The sequence below is a fragment of the Corallococcus sp. EGB genome (assembly GCF_019968905.1).
Classification (GTDB): Bacteria; Myxococcota; Myxococcia; order Myxococcales; family Myxococcaceae; genus Corallococcus.
Genome location: NZ_CP079946.1, coordinates 6,553,393 through 6,568,789 on the forward strand (window position 1 = coordinate 6,553,393; position 15,397 = coordinate 6,568,789).

At 70.9% G+C, this 15,397-nt stretch carries 12 protein-coding genes; 3 read left to right on the forward strand and 9 right to left on the reverse strand.

What is annotated here, in order from left to right; all coding sequences use genetic code 11:
- Window positions 1-4 precede the first annotated feature (4 nt).
- Window positions 5-1,819, reverse strand: coding sequence for a serine/threonine-protein kinase (locus KYK13_RS26800; RefSeq protein ID WP_223635060.1), 1,815 nt, complete (start codon window positions 1,817-1,819; stop codon window positions 5-7).
- A 128-nt stretch (window positions 1,820-1,947) separates the two neighbouring features.
- Here KYK13_RS26800 and KYK13_RS26805 point away from each other — a divergent pair, with 128 nt between their 5' ends.
- A complete protein-coding gene (locus tag KYK13_RS26805) occupies window positions 1,948-3,066 on the forward strand; it encodes a serine/threonine-protein kinase (RefSeq protein ID WP_223635063.1) in 1,119 nt (372 codons plus the stop codon).
- A complete protein-coding gene (locus KYK13_RS26810; protein WP_223635067.1) occupies window positions 3,063-4,004 on the forward strand; it encodes an RluA family pseudouridine synthase in 942 nt (313 codons plus the stop codon). The genes KYK13_RS26805 and KYK13_RS26810 overlap by 4 nt, the downstream gene beginning before the upstream one ends.
- On the opposite strand, the gene KYK13_RS26815 is transcribed toward KYK13_RS26810, so the two are convergent.
- Window positions 4,001-4,414: a secondary thiamine-phosphate synthase enzyme YjbQ gene (locus tag KYK13_RS26815; protein ID WP_223635070.1), complete on the reverse strand. Its 414-nt coding sequence runs from the start codon at window positions 4,412-4,414 to the stop codon at window positions 4,001-4,003. The genes KYK13_RS26810 and KYK13_RS26815 overlap by 4 nt on opposite strands.
- A gap of 41 nt (window positions 4,415-4,455) precedes the next feature.
- On the opposite strand from KYK13_RS26815, the gene KYK13_RS26820 reads away from it, so the two are divergent.
- Window positions 4,456-5,661 (forward strand): DNA polymerase IV, encoded by a 1,206-nt coding sequence (locus KYK13_RS26820; protein WP_223635073.1) that lies wholly within the window; start codon window positions 4,456-4,458, stop codon window positions 5,659-5,661.
- 77 nt (window positions 5,662-5,738) lie between these two features.
- Here KYK13_RS26820 and pcnB read toward each other — a convergent pair whose 3' ends face one another.
- The 7 genes from pcnB to KYK13_RS26855 all read right to left on the reverse strand — a co-directional run bounded on the left by pcnB (window position 5,739) and on the right by KYK13_RS26855 (window position 15,203).
- Window positions 5,739-7,463 (reverse strand): polynucleotide adenylyltransferase PcnB, encoded by a 1,725-nt coding sequence (pcnB, locus tag KYK13_RS26825; protein ID WP_223635076.1) that lies wholly within the window; start codon window positions 7,461-7,463, stop codon window positions 5,739-5,741.
- A gap of 397 nt (window positions 7,464-7,860) precedes the next feature.
- Window positions 7,861-8,907, reverse strand: a complete 1,047-nt coding sequence (locus KYK13_RS26830; RefSeq protein WP_223635079.1) for a phosphatase domain-containing protein — start codon at window positions 8,905-8,907, stop codon at window positions 7,861-7,863.
- Window positions 8,904-9,938 (reverse strand): phosphate acyltransferase PlsX, encoded by a 1,035-nt coding sequence (gene plsX / locus KYK13_RS26835; protein WP_223635082.1) that lies wholly within the window; start codon window positions 9,936-9,938, stop codon window positions 8,904-8,906. Before plsX ends, KYK13_RS26830 begins: the two co-directional genes overlap by 4 nt.
- 10 nt (window positions 9,939-9,948) lie before the next feature.
- Window positions 9,949-11,268 carry an MFS transporter gene (locus tag KYK13_RS26840; RefSeq protein WP_370645168.1) on the reverse strand — a complete coding sequence of 440 codons (1,320 nt, stop codon included), beginning with the start codon at window positions 11,266-11,268 and terminating at the stop codon, window positions 9,949-9,951.
- Between the two features lie 106 nt (window positions 11,269-11,374).
- Window positions 11,375-13,459 (reverse strand): adventurous gliding motility protein GltC, encoded by a 2,085-nt coding sequence (gene gltC / locus KYK13_RS26845; protein ID WP_223635085.1) that lies wholly within the window; start codon window positions 13,457-13,459, stop codon window positions 11,375-11,377.
- Between the two features lie 5 nt (window positions 13,460-13,464).
- Window positions 13,465-14,379, reverse strand: a complete 915-nt coding sequence (locus tag KYK13_RS26850) for an outer membrane beta-barrel domain-containing protein (RefSeq protein ID WP_223635088.1) — start codon at window positions 14,377-14,379, stop codon at window positions 13,465-13,467.
- On the reverse strand, window positions 14,376-15,203 hold the full coding sequence (locus KYK13_RS26855; protein ID WP_223635091.1) for an outer membrane beta-barrel domain-containing protein: 828 nt from the start codon (window positions 15,201-15,203) through the stop codon (window positions 14,376-14,378). The genes KYK13_RS26850 and KYK13_RS26855 overlap by 4 nt, the downstream gene beginning before the upstream one ends.
- Window positions 15,204-15,397: the final 194 nt, after the last annotated feature.

Below are 15,397 nucleotides of genomic sequence, written 5' to 3' on the forward strand. Positions count from 1 at the left end.
CGTGTCACTCCGCCGCGAGGTTGAGCTTGAAGACGTTGTCCTGCCCCGCCTTCACCTCGAAGGCGCGGGTCACGTCCTTGCCCAGGTCCTTGTTCACGACGCGCACCTGATGTGAGCCCTCCGTCACATCCACGGCGGCGAAGGGCGTCTGTCCCAGGCTCTTGCCGTCCAGGTACACCGTGCCGAACGGACGGACGCGGAACTCCACCTTTCCCTTGGGCAGCTCGCGGCGAGTCTGAGGAGGCGGTCGGCGAACGGGCGGCGTGCTCGTGTGGGTCGTCGCGGGCTTCACGGCGACCGTGGACGGAGGTGTCGGCGTCACAGGCGGAGCCACCTCCTCGGGCTTCACCTCGATCTCAGCCACCGGCGTGCCGCTGTCCACGGAGGCGAGGGGCTCTGGCTCCACGCGCGGCTCAGGCACGGCCGGCGTCACCTTCGGCTCCGGCGGCTTCACGGGTGCGTCGTCCTTCCGGACCAGCGGAGCGGGCGCCATCACCGGAGCGGCCTTCTCCCCGCGCCCCATCAGCGCCAGTCCACCCAGGATCCCCACCACGCTCACCGCCACCGCCGCTCCCACCCACTTCCGCCGGGGCGCCCCCGCCCCGTCAACCGGCGCTGGCGGCGCGGCAGCGGGAGGCTTCTGAACGCGCGGAGCCCGCGACGCGGAGGCCTCCGGCAGGAGGCTCCCCGCGGACGGTGTCGCGGGGTCCGTCGCCGCGTCGAACCGGCTCGACGGCATGTCCGCGCTGGGCGCCGTCACCGAGGGCACGTCCATGGACGCTCGCGAGGGCAACGGCGCCCACGCCGTGCCCGCCCGGCCCGGCATGGGCGTCGTCGCGGCCTCCGCCGCACGGGCCGCCGCATCCCGCCCCTTCGCGGGCGTAGGCGCGGCGGGCGCACCCTCCACGCCCTCCATCACCTGCGCCACCAGCCGCGCAATCTGGTACGCGCCCACCGGCTCGCCCAGCGACAGCACGAAGCGCTCCAGGTCCGCCTGGAACGCGCGGCAGTCCGGGTAGCGCTGCTCCCGGTCCTTCGCGAGCGCCTTCTCCAGGATGCGCTGCATCGCCTCCGGCAGGTCCGGCCGGCGCGTCACCGCGGGCACGAACGGCTCGAAGAGGATGGCCTGCATCATGCTCACGTCCGTCGTCGCCTCGAACGGGCGCCTCCCGGTGAGCAGCTCGTAGAGCACGATGCCCAGCGCGTACACGTCCACGCGCCCATCCATGGCCCTCGCCTGGAGCTGCTCCGGCGGCATGTACGCCACCTTGCCCTTCACCACCCCCGTCGCCGTGCGGTGCCCCTGCCCCGCCACCTTCGCGATGCCGAAGTCCACCACCTTCACCGCGCCCTGCCGCGACACCAGCACGTTCTCCGGACTGATGTCCCGGTGCACCAGCCCCAGCGGCGCCCCCGTCTCCGGGTCCGCCAGCTCGTGCGCGAACGCGAGCCCCTCCGCCGCGGCGGCCACCATCTTCGCGCACACGCCCGGGGGCAGCGGCTGCTTCAGCTCCAGGGAGCGCTTGATGAGCCGGCGCAGCGTGGGCCCGTCGATGTACTCCATCGCCAGGAAGTAGCTGCCGTCCACCTCGCCGAAGTCGAAGATCTGCACCACGTTCGGGTGGTCCAGCCGGGCGGCCAGCTGCGCCTCGCCCAGGAACATCTCAACGAACGCCTCGTCCTCCGCCAGGTGCGGCAGGATGCGCTTGAGCACCAGCGTCTTCTCGAAGCCGCGCGGCCCCGCCGCCTTCGCGAGGAACACCTCCGCCATGCCACCCGTGGCGAGCTTCCGCATCAGCTGGTACTTCCCCAATTGCATGGACAGTGAGCTTTCCCACGGTTCAACGGAAAAGTGAAACCCTCCGCACGAGCGAGCGTTCGGTGGCGCGGGCCCGCCTCCAGGACGTTTGACCCTGACGCGACGTGCTCCGTAGGATCCGCGCTCCCATGCCCCCCAAGGCCATTGGTCCCTACCGCGTGCTGGAAACGCTCGGCAGTGGCGGGGCCGGGACCGTCTATCGGGCCCTGGACCGCCGCAGCAACGACGAGGTCGCGCTGAAGCTCCTGTCGACGGGTGGCCCGTCGCTGGACGACCGCGCGGCCCGGAGGCTCGCGCGCGAATTCGAGACGCTGGCGGACCTGTCCCACCCCAACGTCGTGAAGGTCTTCGAGGCCGGCGTCCACGCGGGCCAGCCGTACCTGGCCATGGAGCTCATCGAAGGGCTCACGCTGCGCCACTACCTGGACGTGAGCTTCAACGACCTGCACACGCCCACGCCCTCCTCGCGATTCCCGCTCACCGTGCGCCGCACCGCGGACGACGACTTCGGCAGCGAGGACGGCCCGGACGAGGACGCGGACGACGCCAGCGAGGACGACGGCACCTTCGACCTCAACGCCTTCGCGGAAGAAGCGCCCAGCGAGGACCTGGCCAGCTTCCACGGCGCCGGTGACGACGACTCGGACTCGGACGGGATGCTCCTGGTGGATCCGCGCCGCGCGGCCCCTCGCACGCCGCAGCCGCCGTCGCGCGCCTCGCCTCCGAAGGTGGCGGACCTCAACCGCCCGGAGCGCATGGGCAAGCTGAAGGACGCCATGCTCCAGGTGTGCGAGGCGCTGGCGTACATCCACGGCCACGGGCTGGTGCACCGCGACCTGAAGCCGTCCAACATCATGGTGGACGACGACCGCCAGGTGCGGCTGATGGACTTCGGCCTGGCGAAGTTCCTCGCGGATGACGCGGGCATCACCGCGGACGGCAAGCTGGTGGGCACCTACCGGTACATGGCCCCGGAGCAGATCCTGGGCGAACCGCTGGATGGGCGCGCGGACCTGTACAGCCTGGGCGTCATCCTGTACGAGCTGATGAGCGGGCGTCCGCCGTTCGACGCGAAAACGCCGCACGAGCTGTGGCGTCAGGTGCTGGAGACGGAACCTCCGCCGCTGCTCGCGCTCAACCTGCATGGCGACCCGCAGCTGGCGCGGGTGGCCCATCGCCTCATCCGCAAGGAGCCGGACGACCGGTTCCAGACGGCCGAGGAAGTCTACGAGGCCCTCTCCGAGTGACCACGACGACGACGCACACCCTCACCGTGGACGCCCCGAAGGCGGGCCAGCGGGTGGACCTGTTCGTGGGCGAGGCCCTGGGCCTGTCCCGCGCGCGCCTGAAGCGCCTCTTCGAGGAAGGCCAGGTGCGCGTGGACGGCCGCACCGCGAAGAAGGGGCTTACCGTCACCGCCGGCCAGAAGGTCGCCGTGACGGTGGAGGAGGCCCCGCGCGAGGCCGTGCCCGACACGGAGCTCCCGCTCGCCGTCCTGCACGAGGACGAGGCCCTGCTCTTCGTGGACAAGCCCGCCGGCCGGCCCTCGCACCCGCTGCAGCCGGGCGAGACGGGCACGGTGGCCAACGCCCTGGTGGCGCGCTTCCCGGAGGTCGCGCGGGCGTCCCAGGACCCGCGCGAGGGTGGCCTGTGCCACCGGCTGGACGTGGAGACGTCCGGCGTCCTCGTCGCGGCCCGCACGCGTGAAGCGTGGACCGCCGTGCGCGAGGCCTTCAGCACCCGCGCGGTGGACAAGCGCTACCTCGCGCTGGTGACGGGTCCGCTGGCGGACGAGGGCGAGGTGGAGGTCCCGCTGCGCCACCACCCGCGCCACCCGGACCGCGTGGAGCCCGCCCCCTACGGCGCCGAGGACGCCCGCGAGGCGCTGTCCCACTTCCAGGTGCTGGCCCGCGCCGGGGACTACAGCCTCGTGGAGGTGAAGATCCTGACGGGCGTGCTGCACCAGGTGCGCGCGCACCTGGCGGGCGTGGGCGCGCCGCTCGTGGGGGATGCGCTCTACGGTGGCCGCGAGGCGCCGGAGCTGGGACGGTTCTTCCTGCACGCCCGCTCGCTCACCGTGCCGCATCCGGTGACGAAGCAGCCCGTGAAGGTGGAGAGCCCGCTGCCGCCGGACCTGGTGGCGGAGCTGGCGCGGCACGGGCTGTCGTGGCCGGTCGCCCGCTAGTCGCCCATCACCTTGACGATGACGCGCTTGCGGCGCTGGCCGTCGAACTCCGCGTAGAAGACCTGCTGCCACGGGCCCAGGTCGAGCTTGCCGGCGGTGACGGGAATCAGCACCTGATGGTGGACGAGCATGGATTTCAGATGCGCGTCGCCGTTGTCCTCGCCGGTGCGGTGGTGGCGGTAGTCGGGGCCCTGGGGCGCCAGGTGCTGGAGCCAGTCCCAGATGTCCTCGTGGAGGCCGGGCTCGTCGTCGTTGACGAAGACGCCCGCGGTGATGTGCATGGCGGACACCAGCACCATGCCCTCCTGGATGCCGCTCTTCTTCACCAGGGCGGCCACGGTGTCCGTGAGCCGCACCAGCTCGCGGCGGGTTTTCGTCTCGAACCAGAGGTATTCGGTGAGGGTCTTCATGGCTCGCACTGTCAGAGGGGACCACTAGAGTGACTCACGCCATGCGAGCCATCCTCCACGTGGACATGGACGCCTTCTATGCGTCCGTCGAGCAGCGCGACAACCCGGCCCTGCGGGGCAAGCCGGTCATCGTCGGCGGGCATGCACAGCGCGGCGTGGTGGTGGCCGCGTCCTATGAGGTGCGTCCCTTCGGGGTGCGCAGCGCGATGCCCATGGCGAGGGCGGTGAAGCAGGCGCCGCACGCCATCGTGGTGAAGCCGCGCTTCTCCGCCTACGCGGAGGCCAGCGAGCAGGTGTTCGCCATCTTCGAGCGGTACACGCCGCTGATTGAACCCCTGTCGCTGGACGAGGCCTTCCTGGACGTCACCGCCTCGGTGGGGCTGTTCGGCGCGGCGGCGGACATCGCGAAGCGGATCCGCCAGGAGATTGCCCACGAGCTGAAGCTGCCGGCGTCCGCGGGCATCGCGACGGCGAAGTTCGTGGCGAAGATCGCCTCCGACCTGGCGAAGCCCAACGGCCAGCGCGAGGTGCGCCCGGAGGAGACGGTGGCGTTCCTCGCCGGGCTGCCGGTGTCGCGGCTGTGGGGCGTGGGGCCCAAGACGGAAGAGGCGATGAAGCGCGCGGGGCTCGTCACCATTGGGGACGTGGCGGCGCGCGACGTGGACTGGCTGGAGGAGCGCTTCGGCGCGGCGAGCGCGAAGCACCTGTGGGAGCTGTCGCACGGCCTCGACGCGCGGGACGTGGTGCCGGACCGGGCGGCCAAGAGCGTGGGCGCGGAGGACACCTTCGACGAGGACCTGACGGGCCTGGAGGCGCTCAAGCCGCACGTGCACGCGCAGGCCCTGCGGGTGGCCCGGCGGCTGCGGCGCGCGGCGCTCAAGGGGCGCGTGGTGCAGCTCAAGCTGAAGTTCGCGGACTTCACGCTCATCACCCGGCGCGTCACGCTGCGCGAGGCCACGGACGACGGCCAGGCCCTCTACCGCGCGGCGCTGGAGCTGCTGGAGCGCGCGCACGAGGGCAAGCCCCTGCGGCTCACCGGCGTGAGCGTGCAACTGGACGAGGACGAGCCCCAGCTGGGGTTGTTCCCGGCGGCGGAGGCCCGGTCGTCCAAGCTGAACGAGGCGATGGACCGCATCGCGGCCCGCTTCGGCAGCAAGGCCATCACCATGGCGGACATCGCGGGGGCGGAGGCGTCGGATGACGCCCCGCACCGCTCCGAGAAGCCCGTGGAGAAGCCGAAGCGGTAGCGCGGTCCCCGGACACGACACGGGCCGGAGCACCTGGGCGCCCCGGCCCCTTCGCGACGCGCGGATGCCGCGCGGCGCTACCCCTCGCCCGCGTCGGAGCCGGAGGATGCCGGGCGGTCCGAGCCCGCGCTGCTGCCCTCTGCGCTCCCATTGCCACGGCGGCGACGGCGGCGGCGGCGCTTGCGGCGGGGGCCGTCCGCGTCCCCACCGGCGCTCGCACCAGCGCGCGGCGGCGGCACCTCACCGGCCTGCCAGGCCTCCAGCGCCTCGCGGCCCTCGCCCGTGGCCTCCACCGTCATCGCGTAGACGGCCAGCGCCTCGTTGAAGAGCGGGTGGCGGCGGAAGGCGCCCGTCTTGCGGCGGCGCTCTCCGGTCAGCGTGCGCTGCATGAGGAGCAGCATGCGGCAGCGCTCGGCGATGCGGCGCGGCAGCCGCGCGGACTCCACGAAGCCCGCCAGCAGGTCCTCGATGACGCGCGACACCGACGCGCGACCGTCGTCCTGCGAGTCATCCGGCGGCGGCTGCGCGCGGCTGATGGGCACCAGCAGCGTCGCCAGCAGGATGGCGTCGTCCAGCACCTCGCCCGCCGACACGCGCTTATCCAGCGCCTGCGCGAAGGCGTAGAAGGTCTTCTCCCCTTCCTTGCCGTGCTCGCGCAGGTACGCGTCCACGGGCGGCAGCAGAATCTTCAGCGCGTCCAGCGCCGCCAGCAGCTTCAGCGCCGGAGCGGACACGCCGCCGCGGATGAGCCGGAACGTCTCCTCCAACAGGCGCGCGGGCGCGCAGCGCGGCAGGTCCTCCACCGCGCCCTCCATCGCCGCGTACGTGCGCGACTCGATGTCCAGGTCCAGCTTCGCCGCGAAGCGCACCGCGCGCAGGATGCGCACCGGGTCCTCGCGCATGCGGATTTCGGGGTCGCCAATCGTCCGGATGAAGCGCTCATCCAGGTCGCGCCGGCCGCGCACGTAGTCGATGACCCGGCCTTCGCTCGCGTCGTAGAACAGGCCGTTGATGGTGAAGTCACGGCGGCGCGCGTCCTGCTGCGCGGTGCCGAAGACGTTGTCGTGCGTGATGAGGAGGTCCTCGCCGCTCTGCCCCTCCTCCGCTCCGCCCGCCGCCGGCTCCAGCTCCGTGGGGTTCGCGCGGAAGGTGGACACCTCCACGATCTTCCCGCCCTTGAAGTAGACGTGCGCCAGCCGGAAGCGCCGGCCGATGAGGCGGCAGTTGCGGAAGATGGCGCGCACCTCGCCCGGGTGGGCGCTGGTGGCCACGTCGAAGTCCTTGGGCTTGCGGCCCAGCAGCAGGTCGCGCACGCAGCCGCCCACCAGGTAGGCCTGGTGGCCGTGCTGATGCAGCCGCAGCACCACCTTGAGCGCGTCCGGATCCATCTCGTCCGGGTTGATCTCCGCGGGCTCGCCCGTGCGGGTGGTCGTGGGCGCGTGCAGCTCCGGCTCGTTCGCGGCGGGCTCGGGCTCCGGCTCCAGGATGACGGCCTCGGGCTCCTCGGCCTCGTCGCCCGCCTCGGCGGCGGCCTGCGCGTCCTCCGCCTCCGCGGCCTTCAAGGCCTCGGTAGCGCGCAGGATTTCGTCGCTGACCTCGGGGCCGGCGTCCTCGGCGTCGTCATCGTCGTCGAACCCGTCGTCCTCCGCCGCGTCCACGGCATCGGGGGGTTCCACCGGGGCCTCGGAGGCCCGGACAGGGGTTGCGTGTTCGCTGGGGTGCTCGGCGGAGTCCGCGTGCACCTGGGCCTCGGTGCGCTCGGAGCGCTCCTCGGAGCCCGTCAGTTCCAGGGGGGAAGACATGGAATGAACCTCGTGCGCGGACCCGGATGCCTGCGCCGCTGCCGCCTCGAAGGAGGCCTCTCCGCGCGCGTCGTCTCCGGGCGCGGCTGGCAGCGTTCCGCCAGGGGGCGGGGGATGGGTCGGGTCTCGCGTCATTCGCCTCGGAAGGGCAGCCGTCTAGCACGCATCCTCCCACCCATGGGGGTCGCGCTTAAGGACATTCTTCAGGGACGCCGGGGGTCCACCCGGGGCCCCCTGCCCGCCCTCCATGCGCCCGCTGCCCATCGGAAAGGCGCTTCCACTGGATAACACCCGGGCCCGGGCCGCACCCCGCCCCGCGCGGGCCCCCACCGCTGGAGGGGCCGCGAAGCAAGCGGGCAGCCAGGGCCCCGGGACGGGCCCCGGCGGGCTCCAGCGCTCAGGTCGGGGGCTTCAGGGAGCGCCCCTTGTGGGTCCGGGGCAGCGCGTGGGAGATGAGCGACACGTAGTCCACCGCCTGCACGCGCGGTGGGGGCGGCTGCGTGCCCAGCGCGGCCAGGCGCTTGCTGAACGCGGCCAGGATGTCCGGCACGGGGCGCATGGCGTTGAGCAGCGCGTTGGGCCCCTCCAGCGCCTGGGACAGCGCGATGGCCGCCTGCTGCAGCGGCAGCCCGCGCCGCAGCAGGTCCTGGAACGAGTTCGACAGCGTGATGATGTTGTGCCCCGCCGTCTGCACCATCTCCACGGCGATCTTCAGCACCTGCGGCGCCGTGAGGTGGCCGTCCGCCAGCAGCACCAGCGCCGCCTGGAAGTAGTTGAAGATGGGCACCACGCGCGGGCCGTAGGGCGTGAAGTGCGCGGGCGGCGTCAGCTTGTCCAGGTGGATGAAGATGCGCCGCACCGGGTCCGCGATGGGAATCTTCTTCCACGCCTCGTGCACCCGGGCGGCGTCGTCCGGGTACACCCCGCCCGCCTCCAGCACCTGGGACAGCACGCGCTCGTCCACCCGGCCCGCGATGAGGTCCGCGTAGAGCGAGTAGATGAACGCGTCCGCCTCCGCGTCGTCGCCGAAGAGCACCTCCTCCGCCTCCACCGGCGCGTTGACGCGGCTCTCCAGGATGGCGGGCAGCTTGTAGCCCACCTGCCCTCGCAGGGCCCGGAAGCGCCCGCGCAACAGGTTGCCCACGTTGTCCTTGAGGACGAACTCGTCCCACTGGACGCCGTCCAGCTTGAGCTTCTCCTCCAGCACCGCGCGCATCTGCTTGGGGCTGCCGGACACGATGCACAGCCGCGAGTCCCCCTGCTCCGCCAGTTCGCGGATGAGGGCGGACGCACCCGGGACGGCGACCTTCTCATGGGCCTTCTGGAACGCGGTGCGGAACAAGTCCCGCAGCGACTCGAAGTCCGTCTGGAGGTACGTCTTGTCCAGGTCCCACCGGTAGATGCGGCGCGGGGGACGCGGATCGATGCGGTCCGGCAGGCTCACTTCGCCAGGCCCTCCTGGATGGCGGTGCCCAGCTCGTTCGCCACCGCCTTGGCGGCCACCTTGCCCGCGTTCGCGATGGCGCGCGCCCTGGAGCGGCCGTGCGCCTTGATGAAGATGCGGTCGAACCCCAGGATGGGCGCGCCGCCGTACTGCTCCCAGTCCGTGATGTCCTTCAGCCGCTCGATGCCGGAGGACAGCATGGCCAGGCCCGCGCGCCAGCGCAGGCTCTCCTTGTAGGCGTACTGGGCCAGCTCCATCACCGTGTCGTGCACGCCCTCCAGCATCTTCAGGCACACGTTGCCCACGAAGCCGTCGGTGACAATCACGTCCACCGTGCCGCGCGGAATGTCGATGCCCTCCACGTTCCCCATGAAGTTGAGCCCCGGCATCTGCGACAGCCGCTGGTGCGCCTCCACCACCCGGGGCGGGCCCTTCTGGGGCTCCACGCCATTCGACAGCAGCGCCACCTTGGGCCGGTCGTTGCGGGAGATGATGCGCGCGTAGGCGCTCCCCATGACGGCGAACGCCACCAGGTCCTCCGCGGTGGCCTCCACCGTGGCGCCCACGTCCAGGATGAGGCTGAAGGGGTCCTGCTTCGCGCCGCGCACGCTGCGCGTGGGGTACACCGTGGCCAGGGCCGCGCGGCGCACGCCGGGAATCAGCTGGAAGTGGCGCTTGCACGCGAGCACGCCCGCGCCCGTGTTGCCCGCGGAGACGAGCGCATGCGCCTCCCCTTCCGCCACCAGCCGGGCGGCCACCGCGACGGAGGACTCGGGCTTCCGAGCCAGCGCCTCACCGGGCTTCTCGTCCATGCCCACGTAGTCCCCCGCGTGGTGCACGGAGATGCGCTCCCCGTTGTGCTTGATGCCCGCCAGGGCCTCGTCGATGACCGGCCGGTCCCCCACGAGCAGCGCGTGGATGTTCGGAGACTCCAGCGAGAGCTGGGCGGCACCTCGCACCACCTCCGCCGGGCCGTGATCGCTCCCCATCACGTCGAACGCGATGGTGATGTGCTGCGGCTTGCCCACCATGGTCCCCATCCTATGAGCTTTGCTCCGCGCCCGCCCCCGACATTCGCACCTGTGTCACCAGGGACAGTGCCAAAAGTCCACCCAGCGCCACCAGCACCGCGCCCGTCCCGTAAGGGGCCGTCGGGCCCAGACGGGTGAAGAGCAGCCCGCCCAGCGCCGGGCCCACGATGCGGCCCAGTGAACCGGACGCCTGATAAGCCCCCAACACCGCGCCCTGCCGCTCCATGGGCGCGTGCAGTGACACCAGCGCGGACAGGCACGGCGTCACCAGCGCGGAGCCCACCGCCAGCAGGCCCATCACCGGAAACAGCCATCCGTACGACGGCGCCACCGGCAGCAGCGCCAGCCCCGCCGCCGTCAGCCCGAAGCCCACCACGGCCACCGGGGCCTCCCGCCCTCCCCTGCTCCCCGGGCCACCGGGCGCCGCCGGACGCGATGCGCCATGGCCCGCCGCCACCAGCCGGCGCACCAGCCCGCCCTGCACCAGCGCGGACAGCACGCCCACCACCGCGAAGAGCGCCCCCGAGCGCAGGCTCGCCTCCCTCAGGATGGCCGCGTCCGGATGCACCGCGTGCACCAGCCACCCGCCCTCCAGCGGCACCGGCCCGGAGGAGAGGAAGCGCGTCAGCAGGTACACGGAGAAGGTGCCCTCCATCTGCGAGAAGGCCACCGTGTAGAGCAGCACCAGCACCACGCACCGGCCCACGACGGGCAGCGTCAACGCGGCGGCCGCGCCCCGCATGGTGCGCGTGGTGGCGGAGGGCGAGTCCGCCTTGCGCGTCTCCGGCAGGAAGAACCAGGTGTTGAAGAGGTTCAGCGCGGACAGCCCCGCCGCGAACAGGCCGATGGCCCGGTTGCCGCCCCACGCCCCCAGGAAGCCGCCCAGCGCGGGCCCCAGCACGAAGCCCAGGCCGAACGCCGCGCCAATCACCCCCATGCCCCGCGCGCGCTCATGCGGCCTGGTGATGTCCGCCACCACCGCCTGCGCCGTGGACACGTTGCCGCCGGACACCCCGTCGATGACGCGCGACAGGAACAACAGGGGCAGCGTGTGCGCGAAGGCGAAGAGCACGTAGCCCACCAGCGACCCCACCTGCGACACCAGCAGCACCGGCCGCCGGCCGAAGCGGTCCGACAGCCGCCCCATGACGGGCGCCGCCACCAGCTGCATCAGCGAGTACACCGCGACGAGCAGCCCCACCGCGAAGGGGGAAGCGCCAAAGCGCACGCCGTACACGCCCAGCTGCGGAATCAGGATGCCGAACCCGATGAGGTCCAGGACGGCGATGCCGAACACCACCCGCAGCGACGCCTCCCGAGCCAACTTCACACTCCCTCGTCCCCTTCGCGCGGGACCGTTGGAAAAAACAAGACCGCCGGAGCGCGTACGGGGCGCTCCGGCGGCCGGGGACAATCCCACTCTCGGCGCGAGGCGTCTACATCGCCTCGGCGGACTGGATTTGACGGTTGGCCGTGTCGCGCTCGATGCAGCCCTTGGTCAGCGTGTACTGGTACGTGCCCAGCTCGTCACGCCAGTACTCGCCCTCATAGGGCCAGTAGAGCTGATCGTCCGCCACCGCCACGGAGTACTTGTACTTCTTGACGATGGCCGTGCGGCCGCCCGCCTTGAGCTGCTCCTCCAGGAACTCCTTCTCCTTGGTGGTGGTCTCGAACTTGATGCGCAGGCCGTTGGCGAGCAGCAGCTTGAGCGAGCCCAGCTCCGTCTCCAGCTTGCCCTTGGCCATGATGCCCGCCTTGGCGATGAGGCTGGTGCGCTGGACCTTCAGGCCCTCCAGCAGCTGCTTGGTCAGCTCCGAGTACTTGAACGTGTCGCCCTTCTTGGCGAACAGGTCCATCTCCCCCTCGAGCTCCAGGATGGAGTCGTTGGTCTTCTTCAGGTCCTGGTCCGTGAGGGCCAGCCGGAGGATGCGCTCCAGGATGATGTCCGTGCCGTTCTTCTCCAGGCCCTCCTTGTTCTTCTTCTGCACGTCCGCGAGCACCGTGTAGTACTCGGAGGCGTCCATGTTCTTCTTCACGAGCGCGTCCAGCTCGTCGTGCACGGGCAGGTAGGTGCGCTCGAAGTCCTGGAGGATGAGGTTGGACTCCCGGTAGCGGCAGTTCTCGTAGTAGATGACCGCCTTGAGGATGAGCGCCTCCGGGAAGTACTCCTCGCGGAAGAAGGGCGACGACAGGGTGATGAGGTTGCCCAGCGCCTGCTCGTACTGACCGATGCGGTAGTTGGCCCAGGAGGACTCGAAGAGCGCCTCCAGCCACTGCGTGTTCCCGCGCTCCACCTTGTTCAGATAGAAGATGGAGAAGCGGTTCTGCTGCATGCCGTAGTGCGTGCGGGCCAGCTGCATGAAGGCCAGCTCGCGCAGCGACTTGTCCAGCTTCGCCGCCTCGCCGGTGCGGCCCGCCTGGGGACGGGTGAGGCGCACGACTTCCTTCATCGCCTCCAGGGACGCCATGACGTCCGTGTTGCCGCGCTTGGCCGCCGCGTCCTTGTGGTTCGTGCCGTTGCGGAAGAAGGCCAGGCCCTCCAGGTACTTCGCGCGCGGGTAGAACGGATCCGTGCGCGGGATGGTCAGCGCCAGGCGCTTCACCTCTTCGAAGGACTTGTCCGCGTTCTCCGTCTGGCCCACCTGGTCCAACGCGCGGCCCCGCACGAAGTGGTAGCGCGCCAGCAGGTAGCGGAACTCGTTCCGGAACTTCTCCGGGAACTCGTAGTTCGCGTACCGGGCGATCTCATCCAGGATGACCGTCTCGTTCTGCGTCTTGCGGCTGATGAAGAACAGCCACTCCAGGCTCGTCTTGAAGAACTTCGTGGACGGGCCCGCGGCGAGGATCTTGGAGAACTCGCCCAGCGACGAGTGGTACAGCCCCATGCGGTAGAGCGACTTCGCCAGCACGTAGCGCGCTTCGACGTGCAGGCCCTGGAGCTTGGGGTCGCCGAGCAGCTCGTGGGAGGCCATGGCGGCCTTCTCGTACTCGTCGTTCTTGAACAGGCTGATGGCCGCGTCCAAGCGCTGGCGGTCCGCCGTCTTGCCGGACACGTCCACCGCGTCGAACGTCATCGTCGGCGCGGGCGGCTTGTCGTTGTCACCCGTCAGGTCCAGGCCCAGCCCGGGGGAGCCCTGGGGCGCCGGCTTGGAGGCGGGCGCGGGCTTGGAGACGGGCGCGGGCTTGGAGGCGGCAGAGGCGGGCATGGCCGGCGTGGGCGTCGTCGTCAGGGCCGCGGGCGGCGTGGCCGGGTTGCCCGCAGGGGCAGGCGCGCTGGTGGCGGCGGAGGGGGACACATCCGAGTCCGCGTCCGCGTCGTCAGCCGTGGCGGCCGCCTTGCCCTTGCCGTGCCTGGCGGACGGCTTCTTCTTCTTCGCGGAGGCCTTGGAGGAGGCCCCCTTCTTCTTCTTCTTCGACTGGCCCGCCAGGTCCAGCCCTTCGAAGGACTGGGCCAGCGTGGGGGCCGTGTACGCGAGCGTGAGCCCGAGGACGGCGAGGCGGAGGAACCGGTGGGTGCGCATGAGTCTCAGGAACCGGAGGGGAAGAAGAAGGACAGGCCCAGCTCGAACATGATCTGGTTGCGGAGGTAGTTGGGCGTGGGGTCGCGGCCCTTCTCCACGTAGATGAGGTCGCGCAGCTCCGTGCGCAGCGTCATCCAGCGGTTGAAGAAGAAGCGCAGGCCGACGCCCACGTTGCCACCGCCCGTGAGGTACGACTTGCTGCCCGCGACGGGCGTGCCGTCCGTCAGCGACGTCGCCGGGCCCTTGTACTGGACCACGGACGCGCCCACGACGCCGTACATGTCGAAGTGGACGAACTTCTCCGCCAGCAGCGACAGCTTGCCGTAGATGGGCGCCCACTGGACGTCCACGCCGCCCATGAGCGTCATCTGGCCGGGCGCGTACCCATCCAATTCGCCCTTGGTGGGCGCGCGGCAGCCGCGGGTGTCACCGCCCTCGCCCGGCGTGAAGGTGCAGATCTGCGCGGAGCCCGCCACGGAGTTCAGCGCGTAGCCGGCGCGCAGGCCCACGCCCAGCGTCTCCATGGGGAAGTACGTGAGGGTGCCGCCGAAGAGGTACTTCTTGAAGAACGCGTCGCGGATGGTGACGGACGCGGACGGGCTCAGCTCGAAGCGGCCCTTCTTGAGGAACATGTGGCCGGACACCGGCCGGATGCGCTCGCGAAGGGGCCCCAGGGCGTCCTTGTCCACCTCGGACACGTCGCCGGCCTCCTCCTCCTGGGAGGTGGTGGGCGGGTTGGAGTTGGCCGCGGTCTTCGGAGCCGCGGTCTTCGGAGCCGCGGGCGCCGGAGCCGGAGCCGGTGTGGCCGGTGCGGGAGCCGCGGGCGCGGCGGCGGCCGGAGCGGGGGCCTGGTCGGCGGCGGAGGCGAGCGCGGGCACGCCCGCGCACAGGGTCAGGAGCAGACGGACGGCGGGCTTCATTCGGACTCCCTCCCCGTCGACTTGAGGGGCAGGAAGATGGAGATGCCCGCGTTGAGGGTCATGACGTTCTGGATGGCGCCCTTGCTGCTGCCCAGGGGCTGGTCCACATAGGAGGTGTTGATCAGGGCCACGTTGACGGCCAGGTAGTCCTTGGTGACGAAGCGCATGCCCAGGCCCAGGTCGAAGGCCGGGTTGAGCCCGCGGTCGGGCAGCGCGGAGGTCTCCGTCCTCACCACGCCCATGCCGCCCAGCAGGTAGCCGTCGAAGTGGAGGATGGAGTTGAGGAAGGACACCTTGCCGTAGAGCGGCGCCCACTCCAGGTCGCCCATGGCGGACCAGTTCGGCACGGAGTTGTAGATCTTGCTGTTGAAGGTGCGCTTCGCCGTGCGGACGTCATCCGACGGGAGCACCTGGATCAACGAGCCGCGCGCGGAGATGGCCAGCGTGTCGGACAGGTACCAGGCCGCCCGGAGCGACCCGCCGAACTTCGAATAGAACGGGTCGTTCACGGAGATGCTCACGAACGGTGAGATCTCCAGGCGGTTCTTCTTCAGGTAGACCTTGCGCTGCACGCTCTTCACCCGGTCGTCCTGGGTGATGTCCGTGAGCGGCATCAGCGCTTCAATCGGGATGTCCTTCGCCGGCGTGGCGGCAGGCGGCGACGCGGGGCGGGCTTCCTCGTCCGGCGGCGGCGCGGGGTTCTCTGCGGGCGGCTTGGCCTGGGCGTCCTCGGTGAGATCGAGGCCCATGCCTTCCTGGGTCTGGGCGGGGGCCAGCGCGGGCCACATCAGGCTCAGCGCAAGCAGCAGCGTGGGGCGGTTCAAGTCCGGGCGCTCCGTGGGGGGAGGGAACGTACTGCCACCGGAAGGCAGCATCACATCAGCCTCACCATCCTATCGGCCGTATTCCCAACCATCAACCAGCAGAATGCGCCCGCACCCTCTGGATTCCTCTCGTATCCCTTCACAATTCCACTGGGCTCAGGCCCCGCGGGTCAGGGGTTGGCGCGAGGAAGTGG